The organism is Amycolatopsis australiensis (assembly GCF_900119165.1).
In the GTDB taxonomy this organism is placed as follows: domain Bacteria; phylum Actinomycetota; class Actinomycetes; order Mycobacteriales; family Pseudonocardiaceae; genus Amycolatopsis; species Amycolatopsis australiensis.
In genome coordinates, this window is record NZ_FPJG01000006.1 from 5,777,291 (window position 1) to 5,793,364 (window position 16,074).

Here is a 16,074-nt window from a genome sequence, read left to right on the forward strand (position 1 = left end):
CCCGACTGCCGGTGCCGCCTCCCGGGTTCCGCGCGTTCCTCCCGGGTACGCAGCTTCTTCGGCGTGCCCGGAAAACCGAACGAGGTGACCATTGGCCCGGAAACCAGCCCGATCCCCCGCCACGGGCAGACATCGCATCACCCGCCGCACCAAGATCGCCACCGGCGGCCTGGCGCTTGCCATCGCGGTCGGCGGCAGCGTCGTCGCGACCACGGCCGGGCGCACCGGCGAGGCCAGCGCCGACGAGGCCGACCCGTCGTTCTTCATCGACATCGCGAAGGTGCCCGCCGGTGTTAACGTGAACAAGGCGCTGCAGCAGAAAGGCGCCGGCGGCACCTTCACGGTCGACTGCGGCCGCAACGAAAACCAGCACTTCAACCCGGACAACTTCATCGCCCAGCCCGGCGTCAAAAACGGCGCCCAGCACCTGCACGACTACGTCGGCAACCTGTCGGCGAACGCCGACTCGAACAACAAAAGCCTCGCCAAAGCCGGCACCACCTGCAAAAACGGCGACAAGTCCGCCTACTTCTGGCCGGTCGTCCGCATCGACACCGGCGGCGAAGAGAAGAACCCACCCGCCACGCAGCCCGACCGCGCCGGCAGCGCGAAGGACAAGACGAGCACGCAGGTCGACTGCCCGGACGTCGCCAGCAAGCTGCCCGACGTCCCCGACCAGGCCATGGACGAGGTGAACCGCAACCTCGACCTGCTCGACAAGCAGATCGACGAGGCCGACAAGCGGATCGCGAACGGCGACCTGAAGACACCGCAGGACATCCAGAACGCCGTCGTCGGCCCGCTCGAGGACAAGCGGACCGCGACCATCGACCGGATCGCCATCGCCATCGGCCGCCGGGCCGCGAAACCGGCCGCGCTCGGCGGGCTCGCCGCCTGCGTGCTCAAGCAAAACGGCAACGGCGGCCTCGACAACGGTGGCCAGAACAGCGGCGGCCAGGCGGCCGAACTGCCCGGGGTCAACGACAAGAACGAGGTCGCCGGCAACGACGGCGAGATCCAGCGCGTCCGCTCGGCGACGATCACGTTCACCAGCGGCGGCGCGAGCAAGGTCGTCGCGATGCCCCAGTTCCTGCGCATCCTCTACGGCGACGCCAAGCAGAGCACCAACGGCCCGGCCAACGCCCGGCCGAGCTGGACGTGCACCGGCTTCGAAGATCGGCTGACCGACCACTACCCGATCTGCCCGCCGGGCAGCCGCGTCGAACGCATCCACGCCTTCCCGAACTGCTGGGACGGCAAGAACATCGACAGCGCCAACCACCGCACGCACATCGTGTTCGCCGACCGGCAGGGCCGGTGCCCGCGGGGCTTCGAGAACGTGCCGCAGCTGGTCATCAAGCTGGTCTACGACATCCCGCACGACATCCAGGTCAAGGGCCAGTACAAAGTGGACGCGTTCCCGCAGGAGAAGCACAACCCGCGTTCGGACCACGACGACTTCGCCAACGTCATGGGCCAGCGGCTGATGAACCAGGTCGTCAACTGCATCAACACCGGCAAGCGCTGCAACCAGTGAGACCGCGGGCCGCGCCGGGACACCCCGGCGCGGCCCTGGCGGGGACGCCACCGAGACGTGCGAGGCGGCGCTCGACGGTTCGCCGGAGCGCTTCCCCGGCGAGCCGGTGGTGCTCACCACCACACGCCGGATACGCCTCGCGGCGAAATCGGGGTTTCACCGAGCCGGCGCGGTTCGACGCGCAAGGCGCGGAGCACTGGTTCGGCGCGGCTCACGAAGCCGTCACCGAACAGCCGTCCGGCGTGAAGCCAACCGGCCGCGGGCTTGGAGACGGCGAAGGTGTGGCCCTTCGGGCAGTCGGCGGAGTGATCGTTTCCGCCTGTATCGTCAATGTATTTCCGGTGTACCGGCAGTGTTAGCGTGCCCGCGAGTGCGACTCTACGAGGTTGTTCGACAGAAGCGGGGAGCGCGGTGATCAAGAAACCGGACTTGGCGAGAGCAGTTCTCTGTTCGGTCTCCGGCGGGGTGCTGACCGCGGTGGTCAGCGTGCTCGGGGCCACGGACGCCCATGCCGAACCGAAGGACACCGCCGGCCGGCCCTCGCCACCTCCGGTGAAACAGCGTGGTCACGACAACACCAGCTCCGCGAATGCCGCCGAGCACGCCCAGGAAACCGCCGGGAAGAAGCGGCAGGCTTCGGCTGCGGGGTCGGAGAGGGCCGCGGAACGACGCCGGGAGACCGCGGAAAGGAAGGCGGCAGAAGCCACCAAGGAGGGGGCGAAGAAGCCCAGCGGATCCGCCAACGCGGCGGAACGCCGCCGGGAAAGCACCGATCGGCGGGAAAAGCAGAATCGGTGGAAGGCCAGCCAGGCGGCTCGTGGCGAACAGCGGGAGCGGCGCGCTCGGCAGGACCGGCGGGAAAACGCGTCCAAGGAGGACAAGCAGCAGGCCGGGCCGGCGCGAATGCCGAAGGAGCAGGCCGGCCGGCAGGTCCGGCGACCGAGCCGGTCCACGGCCTCGGCGGAGCACGAGCTCAAGGGTGCCGGTCGCAAGAACTCTCCGGGAAACGGCAAGCTGCACCTACGGCTCGCCTCCGGCTCTTCACGTGATCCCGATGGCGACTACGAGCTCTGTGCGCTGGGCGATGAGAGCTGCGACAAGGTGGAGTCGTCGGATGGTCCGGGCTCCCACGACATGTCGAAACTGGCGGAAAAGCCGCTGAAGATAGTGCGCAACGGCGCGGTCGGCGGACTTCCGCTTTCCGGCGGCGGCGCGGGCGCCTCCGCCCGGCCGCCCGCGCGGGGTAATCCGCCGGCGCCGCCGAAGACCGAGCCGCGGAAACCCGCGACTCGCACCGAAGCGCCGTCGGCCGGCCCGTCCGGGCCCAAGGGCCAGGCGGGTACCGGTCCGGCCACGGGCAGCACGGCGCCGGGCCGGCGTCAGCAGACGGCTCCGGCACAACCACGTCGAGGCAAGGGGGCCGCCGTTCGGCCCACCCCCGCGACGGAGACCCCCACCTTGCCACGAGGCAGCGGGCCTCGGCGTTCGGCGGGTACGGAGCGGCCGGACGGCGCAGCTCCGCCCCGCCCGGCCACCCACCGAGCGGAGGGCAGCGGAGGCCGGAAGTCCGCCGACGAGACCGAGGACAAAACCGGCCGCAAGCCGACCGCACGGACGAGAAACCAGAACGCCGGGAAGTCCGGCGATCGCGGTGGCGGACGGGACTCGGCGACGATCCTGGAGGCCAGGAGAAAGGCCTATGAAAAGCAGGAGAAAGAGTTCCTGGCGGCCGGCAAGGACGTCTTCGGGAACACGATCCCGGCCGGCTTCGACGCCCGGGAGCTGGCTCGTGCCCTCAGGCAGGACTCTCGTCGTTCGCCGTTCACCTCCGACGGCAGGTTGACCGGGACCGCCGTAAGGGAGGCGTTCCCCGTCAGCGACGGCAGCGCGATCGGCAACCCCCACCTGAGGGAGTTCTTCGCACGCTCGGGCGGGATCTCCCAGTGGGCCAAGTACTCGACCCGGACCCACAACAGTCCCTACGGCGACTTCCAGGTCCACTTCTACCGCAACCGGATCACCGGCCAGGTCTACTACGATCACGACTACAAGGTGGTCATGAACCGGAGGATCCAGGATTAGCCGCACAGCTCGGTCAGCCGCCGTTCCGGGTCAGGAGTTCGTGACGGAGTAGCTGTTCGACGTGAAGTTCAGCCCGCCGGCCGACGAGGTGATCTCGAAGCCGAACTGGACTTCGCCGAGGGTCACGTCGCCGAACCAGCCGCGTGCCTTGATCCAGTTCAGCACCGCCAGGACGTCCACCGTGCCCGCGTTCGTGCCGGACGTGCGGACGAACGAGAACACCGCGTTCGACCCGTTCGATCCCTTGTAGACGTCCCAGGTGTGGCCGCCGACCGTCGCCGTCGTCTGCTTGGTGCCCAGCGGGCCGACCGCGCCCTGCCTGTTCATCCACAGCATCGTTTCGTAGGCGTTGTTGTCCGCCCAGATGTCGTACGCGGTCTCGTACGCGCCACTGCCGGGCCGGTTGACGTTGAAGCTGCTCGACACGTACCCGAGCGCGCTGAGCCGCTTGCCGACGTTCTTCGCCGAATGCGGGTACGACTTCACGCCGCCGGTGTTGGGCTGATCCGACCAGACACCCCAGTTGGAATACGAATTCGCCCAGATCGTCTGCGGGCCGGCACCACTGCCCCAGACGTCGTTGCGGATGGTGTAGCCGCCATTGGACCAGGTCGCCCATTTGTCCGACGACGACCACGTCGCCGCCGAAGCCACACCGGCCGAAGTGGCCACCGAAGCGGCCGCGATCAGGGAAACCACAAGGGAACGCACGACTTTGTGCATAGGTGAGATCCTCCGCTGGTAAGGGATTCACCAGCACTATGACCGTTCCGTCGGCGCGGGGTCAAGCAATTCGAGAAGTTCGAAAAAAGGGGCTTTCCCCACGGTGGGGAAAGCCCCTTTCCGGGCCGGGACTCAGGAAGCCGCGCGGCGTTTCGTCCAGATGTCGTAGGCCACCGCGGCCAGCAGCACGACGCCCTTCACGAGCATCACCCGCTCGCTCGGCGCGCCGATCAGCGACATGCCGTTGTTGATCACCGCCATGATCAGGCCACCGGTGATCGCGCCGACCACCTTGCCGACCCCGCCCTGGACCGCCGCACCGCCGATGAACGCCGCCGCGATCGCGTCCAGCTCGAAGTTGACGCCCGCCGTCGGGCCCGCCTGGTTGAGCCGGCCGGCGAAGATGATGCCCGCCAGGGCAGCCAGGACGCCCATGTTGACGAAGATCCAGAACGTCACCTGCTTGACCTTGACGCCCGAAAGCGTCGCGGCCTGCAGGTTGCCGCCCACGGCGTAGATGTGCCTGCCGAACACCGACTTCCCGGCCACGAGCGAGTAGCCGAGCACCAGCGCCGCCAGCAGGATGAGCACCCACGGCAGGTTCTTGAACCGCGCGAGCTGCACGACCAGCGCGAGCACCAGCACCGCGATCCCGGCGAGCTTCAGCACGAAGACGCCGAACGGGTCGACGTCCTGGCCGTAGCCCAGCCTGCCCATGCGCTTGCGCCACTGGGTGAACACGATCCCGGCCACCGCGGCGACGCCGGCGAGCAGCGAAACCAGGTCGGCGCCGCCGAGCGGGCCGAGGCCGATGTTGCCGAGGTAGCCGTCGGTGAAGCCGTTGGACAGCGTGCGGATCGCGTCCGGGAACGGGCCGATGCCCTGGTTGCCCAGCACCGACAGGGTGAGCGCCCGGAACGCCAGCATGCCGGCCAGCGTCACGATGAACGCCGGGATGCCGAAGTAGGCGACCCAGTAGCCCTGCCACGCGCCGATCGCCGCGCCCACGACGAGGGTGATCAGCACCGCCCAGAACCACGGCATGTGCGAGTTCACCATCAGCACCGCCGACACCGCGCCGGTCATCGCGACCACCGACCCGGCGGACAGGTCGATGTGCCCGGAGATGATCACCAGGATCATCCCGATCGCGAGGATCAGCACGTAGCTGTTCTGCACGATGATGTTGGAGATGTTCTGCGGTTCCAGCAGCGCGCCACCGGTGAGCACCTCGAACAGCACCACGATCAGCGCGAACGCGACGTAGATGCCGCTCTGGCGCGGGTTGATCGAGATCCGCCGCTTGGAGCGCTCAACCGGGGGCACGGCGGGCCGCGCTTCGGTCGTGGTCATTCCCGTTCCTTCGTCATGTACTGCATCAGCAGTTCCTGGGTGGCTTCTTCGCGCTTGGCCTCACCGGTGATCCGCCCCGCCGACAGCGCGTAGATCCGGTCGCACAGCCCGAGCAGCTCCGGCAGCTCGGAGGAGATGACCAGGACGGCCTTCCCCTGTGCCGCGAGCGAGTTGATGATCGTGTAGATCTCGAACTTCGCGCCCACGTCGATGCCGCGGGTCGGCTCGTCGAGGATCAGCACGTCCGGGTCGGTGAAGATCCACTTGGCCAGCACGACCTTCTGCTGGTTGCCACCGGAGAGCTTCCCGGTCACGCTCTGCACACTCGGCGCCTTGATCCGCAGGTCACGGCGGTAGCGGTTGGCCGTGTCGTGCTCGGCGTGCTCGTTGACCCAGCCGCGCCTGGCCAGCTTGCCCAGCCCGGCCGCGGACACGTTGCGCTGGATGTCCTCGATCAGGTTGAGCCCGTAGCGCTTGCGGTCCTCGGTGGCGTAGGCGATGCCGTGCCGGACGGCGTCCTGCACCGTCCGGACCTCGATCTCCTTGCCGTGCTTGAGGATCCGGCCGGAGATGTCCTTGCCCCACGACCGGCCGAACACGCTCATCGCCAGCTCGGTGCGGCCCGCGCCCATCAGCCCGGCCAGCCCGACGATCTCCCCGCGCCGCAGCGAAAGCGACGCGCGGTCGACGACGACCCGCCCGGCCTGGGTCGGGCTGTGCACCGTCCAGTCCTCGATCCGCAGCACCTCTTCGCCGATGTCCGGCTCCCGGGGCGGGAACCGGTGCTCGAGGTCGCGGCCGACCATGCCGGTGATGATCCGCTCTTCCGTCAGCCCCGCGGCGTCGAGCGTTTCGATCGTCCTGCCGTCACGCAGGATCGTGACGGTGTCGGCGATCGCCGTCACCTCGCCGAGCTTGTGCGAGATGATCACGCACGTGACGCCCTCGTCCCGCAGCCCGCGCAGCAGGTCGAGCAGGTGGGCCGAGTCGTCGTCGTTGAGCGCCGCGGTCGGCTCGTCGAGGATGAGCAGCCGGACGTCCTTCGACAGCGCCTTGGCGATCTCGACGAGCTGCTGCTTGCCGACACCGAGTTCCTGCACCGCCCGGGTGGGGTTTTCGGCGAGACCGACGCGCTTGAGCAGCGCGCCGGCCTCGTGGTTGGTGCGGTTCCAGTCGATCCAGCCGCGCTTGGCGCGTTCGTTGCCGAGGAAGATGTTCTCCGCGATCGACAACTGGCCGCACAGCGCGAGCTCCTGGTGGATGATCACGATCCCGCGCCGTTCGCTGTCGCGCACCGACCCGAACTCGCACCGCTGCCCGTCGAAGGTGATCTCGCCGTCGTAGCTCCCGTGCGGGTAGACGCCCGAGAGCACCTTCATCAGGGTGGACTTCCCGGCGCCGTTCTCCCCGCAGATCGCGTGGATTTCCCCGCGGCGCACGGAAAGGGTGACGTCCGACAGCGCCTTGACCCCGGGGAAGGTCTTGGTGATCCCGCGCATGCCGAGCAGTTCGGTCATTTCAGCTGACCTGCCGTGTAGTAGCCGGAGTCGACGAGTTCCTTCTGGTAGTTCGTCTTGTCCACGGTGACCGGCTGCAGCAGGTAGGACGGGACGACCTTCTTGCCGTTGTCGTAGTCCTTGGTGTTGTTGACCTCGGGCTTGCCGCCCTTGAGCACCGCGTCGGCCATCTTGACGGTGGTGTCGGCGAGCTTGCGGGTGTCCTTGAAGACCGTCGAGTACTGCTCACCGGCGATGATGGACTTGACCGAGGCGACCTCGGCGTCCTGCCCGGTGACGATCGGGTACGGCTGGCCGGCGGTGCCGTAGCCGTTGCTCTTCAGCGCCGACAGGATGCCGATCGACAGGCCGTCGTACGGCGAGAGCACGCCCTGGACCTTCGCGCCGCCGGTGTAGGTCTTGGTGAGCAGGTCCTCCATGCGCCGCTGCGCGGTGGCCGGGTCCCAGCGCAGGATGGCCGCGCGGGCGAAGTCGGTCTGACCGCTCTTGACCACCAGCTTGCCGCTGTCCATCAGCGGCTTGAGGACCGACATTGCGCCGTTGAAGAAGAAGGTCGCGTTGTTGTCGTCCGGGGAACCGGCGAACAGCTCGACGTTGAACGGTCCCGGCCCGTCGCCGAGGCCCTTGACCAGCGAGTTCGCCTGCTCGACGCCGACCTTGAAGTTGTCGAAGGTGGCGTAGTAGTCGACGTTCGGCGAGTTGCGGATCAGCCGGTCGTAGGCGATGACCGGGATCTTCTTGTCCGCGGCTTCCTGCAGCTGGGTGGTGATGGCGGTGCCGTCGATCGAGGCGATGACCAGGAGCTTGGCGCCCTTGGTGATCTGGTTCTCGATCTGGTTGACCTGGGTGGGGATGTCGTTCTCGGCGTACTGCAGGTCGACCTGGTAGCCGAGCTTCTCCAGGGCGGCCTTGATGTTGTCGCCGTCGTGGATCCAGCGTTCCGACGACTTCGTCGGCATGGTGACACCCACCAGGCCGCCCGCCGCGCTCGCGCTCGACGCCGCCGCCTGGTCCGCCGTCTTCTGGCTCGAGCCGCACGCCGACAGCGTCAGCACGAGACCCGCGGCGGCGATCCCCGCGATTCCTCTGATGAACTTCATCGTTCTTCTTCCTTTCTCAGAAGCGCTGTGTTCAGAAGCCCTGGGCGAGCCGGTAGTACGCCTGGTTCCAGCGGATGCGGTCGGCGAAGCCGTGCGGGGTCGTGTCGGCGTCGATCACCAGCAGCTCGACACCGAGCAGGTTCGCGAAGTCGCGAAGCGTCTCCGTGCTCACGGCCTGGGTGAGCACTGTGTGGTGCGGGCCGCCCGCGGTGATCCAGGACTCCGCGGACGTCGGCAGCGACGGCGCCGGCTGCCACACCGCACGCGCGACCGGCAGGTTCGGCAGCGGCTCGTCCGGCGTGACGACCTCGATCTCGTTGGCCACCAGCCGGAACCGGTCGCCGAGGTCGACCAGGCCGAGGACGACGCCGGGCCCGGGCGCGGCGTCGAACACGAGCCGGACCGGGTCCTCGCGGTTGCCGATGCCCAGCGCGTGGATCTCGCAGGACGGCTTCGCCGCCGCGATGCTCGGGCAGACCTCCAGCATGTGCGCGCCCAGGATCTTCGGCGTGCCGGGTCCGAAGTGGTAGGTGTAGTCCTCCATGAAGGACGTGCCGCGGTCGCGGCCCACGCTCATCGCCTTGACCGCGGCCAGCAGCGCCGAGGTCTTCCAGTCACCCTCGCCGCCGAAGCCGTAACCGTCGGCCATCAGCCGCTGCACCGCGAGGCCGGGCAGCTGGCGGAGGCCGCCGAGGTCCTCGAAGTTCGTGGTGAAGGCGCCGAAGCCGCCGTCGGTGAGGAACTTCCGCAGGCCCGCTTCGATGCGGGCCGCGTACCGCAGGGACTCGTGCCGCGCTCCCCCGGCCGCCAGTTCCGGGACTACGTCGTAGTCCTCCGCGTACTGGGCGACGAGCGAGTCCACCTCGGAAATCTCTTCGACTTGGTCGACCAGGTCGTTGACGCCGTAGGTGTTGACCGAGACACCGAACCGCAGTTCGGCCTCGACCTTGTCGCCTTCGGTGACCGCGACGTCGCGCATGTTGTCGCCGAACCGGGCCAGCCGCAGGTTGCGCAGGTGGTCGGCGCCGATCGCCGCGCGCGCCCACGCGTCGATGCGCGCGACGACGGCCGGGTCGGACACGTGCCCGGCGACGGTCTTGCGCGGCACGCCAAGGCGGGTCTGCACGAACCCGAACTCGCGGTCGCCGTGCGCGGCCTGGTTGAGGTTCATGAAGTCCATGTCGATGGTGGACCACGGCAGGGCTTCGTTGAGCTGGGTGTGCAGGTGCAGCAGCGGCTTGCGCAGCGCGTCCAGCCCGGTGATCCACATCTTCGCCGGCGAGAACGTGTGCATCCAGGCGATCACGCCGACACACGCGGCGTCGGCGTTGGCCTCCTGCAGCACGCGGCGGATCGAGGTGGCTTCGGTCAGCACCGGCTTGCCGACGATCTCGGCCGGGAGCCCGCCCGAGGCGGCCAGGAGCTGCTGGATCCGCAGGGACTGGCCGGCGACCTGCTCGAGGGTCTCCTCGCCGTAGAGGGCCTGGCTGCCGGTGAGGAACCAGAGCTGGGGTTTCGACGCGCGGGTCATCGTTCTCCTTGGAAACTCAGTGCTGGCCGTAGACGTTCTGGTACCGGGCGTGGAGCCGGTCGACGTCCTCGGGTGGGAGGGGTTCGGGCGTGCCGAGCTCGAAGGCCTTGTGCACGGTGCGGGCCACGTCCTCGACCATCACCGCGGCCTTGACCGCGTCGCGCGCGGTGCGCCCGACGGTGAACGGGCCGTGGTTGCGCATCAGCACCGCCGGCGAGCGGCTCGAGCGCAGCGTCTCGACGATGCCGCGGCCGATGGAGTCGTCGCCGATGAGGGCGAACGGCCCGACCGGGATCTCGCCGCCGAACTCGTCGGCGATCATCGTGAGCACGCACGGGATCGGCTCGCCGCGGGCGGCCCACGCCGTGGCGTAGGTCGAGTGGGTGTGCACGACGCCGCCGATCTCCGGCATGTGCCGGTAGACGTAGGCGTGCGCGGCGGTGTCGGACGACGGCGCGAGGTCGCCGTGCACGAGCTCGCCGTGCAGGTCGGTGACGACCATCGTGTCGGCGGACAGGTCGTCGTAGGACACGCCCGAGGGCTTGATGACCATGAGGTCACGGCCGGGGACGCGCGCGGAGACGTTGCCCGCGGTCCAGATGACCAGCGCGTTGCGGGTCAGCTCGCCGTGCAGGTTCGCCACGGTCTCGCGCAGCTCGGCGATCGTGTCCTGCACTTCACCGGTGAGGGACATCAGGACCGTCCTTTCGCGACAGCTCGGCGGCGGGCGGCCAGGCGGTGCATGACATCGTTGCCGCCGCGGCCGAAGTAGTCGTGCAGCGTCGTGTACTCGGCGTACAGCTCGTCGTAGGCGGCGACGTGCGCGGGCTCGGGCCGGTACACCGCCCGCTCGACCGAGCCCATGACCGCGGCGGCCGCGCGGACGTCCGGGTAGGCCCCGGCGGCGACGGCCGCGTGGATGGCCGAGCCGAGCGCGGGTCCCTGCCCGGAGCCGATGACCGACAGCGGGAGGTTGGTGACGTCGGCGTAGATCTGCATGAGCAGCGCGTTCTTCACCAGGCCGCCCGCGATGATCAGCTCGGTGACCGGGACGCCGGCGGCGGTGAACGTCTCGATGATCTTCCGCGTGCCGAACGCCGTGGCTTCCAGCAGCGCGCGGTAGACGTCCTCGGGGCGGGTGGCGAGGGTCTGGCCGACGATGACGCCGGACAGCTCGTGGTCGACGAGGACCGACCGGTTGCCGCTGTGCCAGTCGAGCGCGACCAGGCCGTGTTCGCCGATCTCCTGCCGCGCGGCCAGCCGGGTGAGCTGCTCGTGCCCGTCGTGGGCGAAGTGCTCGGTGAACCACCCGAAGATGTCGCCGACGCCGCTCTGGCCCGCTTCGTAGCCCCAGAGCCCGGGAACGATCCCGCCGTCGACCACGCCGCACATGCCGGGGACTTCGCGCAGTTCGGCGCCGTTCATCACGTGGCAGGTCGAGGTGCCCATGATCGCCACCATCTGCCCGGGCTCGACGGCCTGGGCGGCGGGCGCGGTGACGTGCGCGTCGACGTTGCCGACGGCGACCGCGATGCCCTCGGGCAGCCCGGTCCAGGCGGCGGCCTCGGCGGTGAGCGAGCCGGCGCGGGACCCGAGCCGGCCCAGCGGGTGTTCGAGCTTGTCGGCCACGAAGGTCTCGAAGCCCGGCGCCAGCTCACGGAGGAAGTCCCGGCTCGGGTACTGCCCGTCCTGCAGGATGCCCTTGTAACCGGCGGTGCAGGCGTTGCGGACGTAGTTCCCGGTCAGCTGCCAGACGATCCAGTCCGCCGCCTCGACCCAGTGGCGCATCGCCGCGTAGACCTCCGGTGCCTCTTCGAGCACCTGGAGGGCCTTGGCGAACTCCCACTCGGACGAGATCAGCCCGCCGTAGCGCGGCAGCCACTTTTCGCCGCGGGCGCGGGCCAGCTCGTTGATCCGGTCGGCCTGGGGCTGTGCCGAGTGGTGCTTCCACAGCTTCACGTACGCGTGCGGGTTGCCTGCGAACTCCGGCAGCTCGCACAGCGGCGTGCCGTCGGCGGTCGTCGGGACCATGGTGCACGCGGTGAAGTCGGTGGCGACGCCGATGACGTCGCCCGGGTCGGCCCCGGCGTCCCGCAGCGCCGCCGGTACGGCGTTGCGGAGCACCCCGACGTAGTCCGACGGCACCTGCAGCGCCCAGTCCGGCGGCAGCGCGCGGCCGGTGGCGGGCAGCGTCTCGTCGAGCACCGCGTGCGGGTACTCGAAAACGGCGGAACCGAGTTCCGCACCGTCACGGACCCGCACGACCACCGCGCGGCCCGACAGCGTGCCGAAGTCGACGCCGACGGTGAGTGGTTCTCCCACGGTGTCCTCCCTCCTGGTTGGTGACCGGGACGCGGCGCGGGCGGCGGTGGACGCGCCGCGCCCCGGGGTTCTAGCGGCCGGTGATGACCAGCGTCGTCACGGAGTTGGCGGGCAGCGTCAGCTTCGACGTCGCAGCCAGCCCGGTGATCTCCCTGGTCTGCGGCACGATGGCGGTCGGCGCGGCGAGGCTGTTGCGCGCCGCCGGGTCGCCGGTGAGCGTGGTGAGCGTGCCGGTGCCGTCCACCGCGGTGACGCCGGTGAGCGCCAGCCGCGCCGTCTGCACCTGCCCGGTCGGGTTGACGAGCTTGACCGTGAACGTCTTCCTGCCGTTCTTGGTGGTCACGTTGACCACCTGCCGCAGCGGGCTGCCCTGGTTGAGGCGGCTGCTCACGATCTGCTTGCCGAGCGTGCTGGAGAACATCTGCTGCACCCAGTACGACGGCGAGCCGTAGCTGCTCCCGGCGTCGAGGCCGATCAGGTTGACCGGCCAGTTGGCCTGGTTCTCGTGCACCAGCACCGGCGCGTACATCGAGCCGATGACGACGTCGCTGTTGCGTTCCAGCCCGGTGAGGAACGCGGCCTCGCCGATGGCGGCGGCCAGGGTGCCGGTGGGCCGGCCGTCCTGGGCGCCGTACTCGCCGACGAGGATCTCCGGGCCGGAGCGGTCCGCGGTGTCGTAGCGGGTCGAGTTGTCCGTGAACCACTGCGGGGACTGGTAGTAGTGGTCGTCCGCGGCGTCCGGGCGCACCCCGGTCGAGGTGCTCGACGCCGCGCCGCCCTGCAGGCCGCCGGTCGTGGCGACGACCGTCAGCTGCGGGTACTTCGCCTTGATGGCGTTGTACATGTCGGTGTAGCGCCAGGCGTAGCTGCCCGAGCCGTCGAACCAGTCCTCGTTGCCGACCTCGACGTAGTGCAGGTCGAACGGCGCCGGGTGCCCGTCGGCGACCCGCTTGGCGCCCCACGTCGTGGTGGCGTCGCCGATGGCGTACTCGATCTCGTCGAGGGCTTCCTGCACGTACTGCGGGTAGTCGGCCTGGCTGACGTGCTGGCCGTTGAGCGTGTAGCCGGCGAACAGCGCGAGCAGCGGCTGGGCGCCGATGTCCTCGGCGAGCTTCAGGTAGTCGAGGATGCCGAAGCCGTCGGTGGACCAGTAACCCCACGCGGTGTTCTGGTGGCCGGGCCGCTGTTCCAGCGGGCCGATGGTGTTCTTCCAGGCGAACCGCGTGTCGAGGGTGTTGCCCTCGAGGTAGTTGCCGCCGGGGACCCGGAACAGGCCGAGCTTGAGCGCCGCGAGCTTCTGCCCGAGGTCGGCGCGGACACCGTTGGGCCGGTTCTTGAACGTCGGCGGGAACAGCGAGACCTGCTGGAACCAGGCGTCACCGCTCAGCGCCGCCTTGCCCCGGTTGACCAGGGACACGACGATCCGGTTGTCGGTGGAGGCCGGGATCGTCGACGGCGTGGTGAAGCTGAACGTCTGCTGCGTCCACGCGGGCCCGGCCGGCTGGACGTCCTTGCTCGCCAGGACCGTGCCGTCCGGCTTCTCCAGGCTCACCCGGACTCCGCCGGTCCACGTTCCGCGGGCGAAGAAGCTGCCGGTGTACTTGGTGGACGGCTTCGCGGCGACGCCGTAGTAGCCGACGTTGGCGGCCGCGACCCGGCCACCGGCCGGCACCGCGTCGGCGTGCAGCTTCAGCGACCGGTCGAGCGCGGTGTTCAGCGGGGCCGCGGTGTCGATCGCGTAGGTGCCGGTGGCGCCCGGCGAGGTCAGCAGCGACCAGTACGGCACCGGGGTGTCGCCCGCGCCGCTGCCCGGCTGGTAGCCCTCCTTGAAGGTGCGGTTGCGGACCAGTTCGGCGTACAGGCCGCCTTCGACGGAGTGGCTGATGTCCTCGAGGATCGAGCCGTAGGTGGTCGGCCGGGTGCTGGCGCGCACGACGTTCGCGTCGACGGCGAGCTGGTTCGCCCCCGCCATGGTGCCGACCTGGGCCGCCGTGAGCGGGAAGCGGCGCAGCTCGACCTCGTCGACCGCGCCGGTGAACCCGGATCCGACGGTGAACGCGGCCGTGCTGGTCCCGGAGGCCGGGCAGGCGGAAACGTCCAGGGTCGTCCCGGTCGGCGTGCCGCAGGTGCTGGTGACCGCGGCGGCGTCGCCGTCGGCGTAGACCGTCAGCCGCTGCGACGCGCGGTCGAGGACGAGAGCGGCGTGGTGCCAGTTCCCGTCGGCGAGCCCGCCGCCGGTGGTGGTCACCTGGATCGTGCCGACCCGGGCGGTGAGCTTGCCGCCGGTCACGCCGAGGGCGTAGCCGTCCCCGTGGCCGGCCAGCGTGCCGTCCGAGGTCGTCCGGAACCAGGCGGCCAGCGAGAGCGAGCCGGTGCCGGTGTCGAACGCGGGGGCCGCACCCATGTCCACAGTGGACTTGCCGTCGAGCTGGACGGCCTTGCCGGACGCGCCCGCGGTCCAGGTGGCGCCGCGCAGCGTGCCGTCGGCCGCGTTGGCCGAAGCGTCGTGCGCCACGGTGCCGGTGCCCTCGTCGAAGTGCCACGACCCGCCGGCGGCCAGCGCGGCGACGGCGGAGGCGGTCAGCGGCGTCGGGTACGCCCGGACGTCGTCGACACCGCCGGCGAACCAGTCGGCCGGGTTCCCGGCCCACTTGCCGCGCCCGATCTCCAGGTGCCCGGTGGCGGTCCACGGCGTGGTGAACGGGACGCTCTGCTGCAGGGTTCCGTTGACGTAGAGCGAAAGCGTGCCCGCCGCGCGGTCGTAGACGCCGACGAGGTGCTGCCACTGGCCGGCCTGCGCCGGCAGGGCCGACACGGCCGAGGACGACGGCGTGTCGCCGTCGCCCGCGCGCCGGGTGAAGGCGAACCGCCCGTCGGCGGCGCGCTGGAGGTAGAAGCCGCTGATCGCCGAGCCGTCGACGCTCACCGCGGTGCGGAAGCCGGTGGCTTCCGTGGGCTTGACCCACGCCGACACCGAGAAGCTCTGCGCGGTGTCGACGACCGGGGCGGGGACGTCGGCGGCGGCGTCGGTGCCGTTCAGGGCGACGCCGTGCGGGCCGACGACACCGTCGCCCCAGGTCGCGCCGCCGGTCAGGGTGGCGGTGCGGGCGTCGGGGGAGTCGTCGGCCGCGGTCGTGCCGCTGCCTTCGTCGAAGGTCCAGTGCCCGGCGATGGCCAGGCGCGCGGCCTCGGCCGCGGTCAGGGCCCCGGAGTAGGCCCGGACGTCGTCGATCGAGCCGTCCACGAAGTCCACCGGGTTGCCGCCGTACTTGCCGCGTCCGATCACCAGGTCCCCGGTGCCGGCCCAGGCGGCAGGCGCGGCGACGGTGGCCTGGCGGGTGCCGTCGACGTACAGCGACAGGGTCGACGCGGTGGCGTCGTAGACGCCGGTGAGCTGGTACCACTGGCCCGCGACCGGGTCGAAGCTCGCCGACGCGACGACGCCGTCGGCGGGGGCGTCGCCGGCGAGGCGGGTGAAGGCGAACCGCCGTGAGTCGTCGCGGAACTGCAGGAAGAAGTTGCTGACCTGGCTGCCGTCGACGCTGACGAACGTCTGGAAGCCCGACGTCCGGTCGAGCTTGACCCAGCTGCTGACCGAGAAGCTCTTGGTGGTGTCCAGCACCGGCGCACCGGCGTCGGCGAAGCCCTTCGAGCCGTCGGTGGTCAGTGCGCCGCCGCGGATGCCCGGGCCCCAGCCCGCGCCCGCGTTCAGCGTCGCGGGGTGGCTGCCCGCGGTGTCGGCGGCGGTCGTCCCGCTGCCTTCGTCGAACGTCCAGTGCCCGGCCAGTCCCGGCTCGGGATCGGCCGCGGCGGCGGTCACGGGCAGGGCGGAGAACAGGGTCAGGGCCGCGAGCACGGCCAGGGGACGCCGGAATCTGGGGGGCATGGCTCTCCTTCGAGCTTCGGCGC

At 70.1% G+C, this 16,074-nt stretch carries 10 protein-coding genes; 2 read left to right on the forward strand and 8 right to left on the reverse strand.

Annotated features, from left to right (window positions below; genetic code table 11):
- The first annotated feature begins 91 nt into the window (after positions 1-91).
- Positions 92-1,537: a DUF1996 domain-containing protein gene (locus BT341_RS28275; protein ID WP_072479168.1), complete on the forward strand. Its 1,446-nt coding sequence runs from the start codon at positions 92-94 to the stop codon at positions 1,535-1,537.
- A gap of 411 nt (positions 1,538-1,948) precedes the next feature.
- The gene (locus tag BT341_RS44500; protein ID WP_143168661.1) at positions 1,949-3,619 is read left to right on the forward strand and encodes a hypothetical protein; all 1,671 of its coding nucleotides are present in this window, start codon (positions 1,949-1,951) and stop codon (positions 3,617-3,619) included.
- A 30-nt stretch (positions 3,620-3,649) separates the two neighbouring features.
- On the opposite strand, the gene BT341_RS28285 is transcribed toward BT341_RS44500, so the two are convergent.
- The 8 genes from BT341_RS28285 to BT341_RS28320 form a co-directional block, all read right to left on the reverse strand.
- The gene (locus BT341_RS28285) at positions 3,650-4,342 is read right to left on the reverse strand and encodes a glycoside hydrolase family 12 protein (protein WP_072479170.1); all 693 of its coding nucleotides are present in this window, start codon (positions 4,340-4,342) and stop codon (positions 3,650-3,652) included.
- Between the two features lie 132 nt (positions 4,343-4,474).
- A complete protein-coding gene (gene mmsB, locus BT341_RS28290) occupies positions 4,475-5,695 on the reverse strand; it encodes a multiple monosaccharide ABC transporter permease (RefSeq protein WP_072479171.1) in 1,221 nt (406 codons plus the stop codon).
- Positions 5,692-7,212 carry a multiple monosaccharide ABC transporter ATP-binding protein gene (mmsA, locus tag BT341_RS28295; protein WP_072479172.1) on the reverse strand — a complete coding sequence of 507 codons (1,521 nt, stop codon included), beginning with the start codon at positions 7,210-7,212 and terminating at the stop codon, positions 5,692-5,694. The genes mmsB and mmsA overlap by 4 nt, the downstream gene beginning before the upstream one ends.
- Entirely contained in the window at positions 7,209-8,312 is a 1,104-nt protein-coding gene (gene chvE / locus BT341_RS28300) for a multiple monosaccharide ABC transporter substrate-binding protein (protein WP_072479173.1), read from the reverse strand. The genes mmsA and chvE overlap by 4 nt, the downstream gene beginning before the upstream one ends.
- Before the next feature lie 31 nt (positions 8,313-8,343).
- Positions 8,344-9,843, reverse strand: a complete 1,500-nt coding sequence (gene araA, locus BT341_RS28305; protein ID WP_072479174.1) for an L-arabinose isomerase — start codon at positions 9,841-9,843, stop codon at positions 8,344-8,346.
- A gap of 16 nt (positions 9,844-9,859) precedes the next feature.
- A complete protein-coding gene (locus tag BT341_RS28310) occupies positions 9,860-10,537 on the reverse strand; it encodes an L-ribulose-5-phosphate 4-epimerase (protein ID WP_072479175.1) in 678 nt (225 codons plus the stop codon).
- Positions 10,537-12,165, reverse strand: coding sequence for a ribulokinase (araB, locus tag BT341_RS28315; protein ID WP_072479176.1), 1,629 nt, complete (start codon positions 12,163-12,165; stop codon positions 10,537-10,539). The genes BT341_RS28310 and araB overlap by 1 nt, the downstream gene beginning before the upstream one ends.
- A 70-nt stretch (positions 12,166-12,235) precedes the next feature.
- The gene (locus BT341_RS28320) at positions 12,236-16,051 is read right to left on the reverse strand and encodes a LamG-like jellyroll fold domain-containing protein (protein ID WP_143168662.1); all 3,816 of its coding nucleotides are present in this window, start codon (positions 16,049-16,051) and stop codon (positions 12,236-12,238) included.
- Between the last annotated feature and the right edge of the window lie 23 nt (positions 16,052-16,074).

Coding starts and splice junctions, on each gene's coding strand:
- BT341_RS28285 (WP_072479170.1), bottom strand. CDS start 4,342: ATGCACAAAGTCGTGCGTTCCCTTGTGGTTTCCCTGATCGCGGCCGCT.
- mmsB (WP_072479171.1), bottom strand. CDS start 5,695: ATGACCACGACCGAAGCGCGGCCCGCCGTGCCCCCGGTTGAGCGCTCC.
- mmsA (WP_072479172.1), bottom strand. CDS start 7,212: ATGACCGAACTGCTCGGCATGCGCGGGATCACCAAGACCTTCCCCGGG.
- chvE (WP_072479173.1), bottom strand. CDS start 8,312: ATGAAGTTCATCAGAGGAATCGCGGGGATCGCCGCCGCGGGTCTCGTG.
- araA (WP_072479174.1), bottom strand. CDS start 9,843: ATGACCCGCGCGTCGAAACCCCAGCTCTGGTTCCTCACCGGCAGCCAG.
- BT341_RS28310 (WP_072479175.1), bottom strand. CDS start 10,537: ATGTCCCTCACCGGTGAAGTGCAGGACACGATCGCCGAGCTGCGCGAG.
- BT341_RS28320 (WP_143168662.1), bottom strand. CDS start 16,051: ATGCCCCCCAGATTCCGGCGTCCCCTGGCCGTGCTCGCGGCCCTGACC.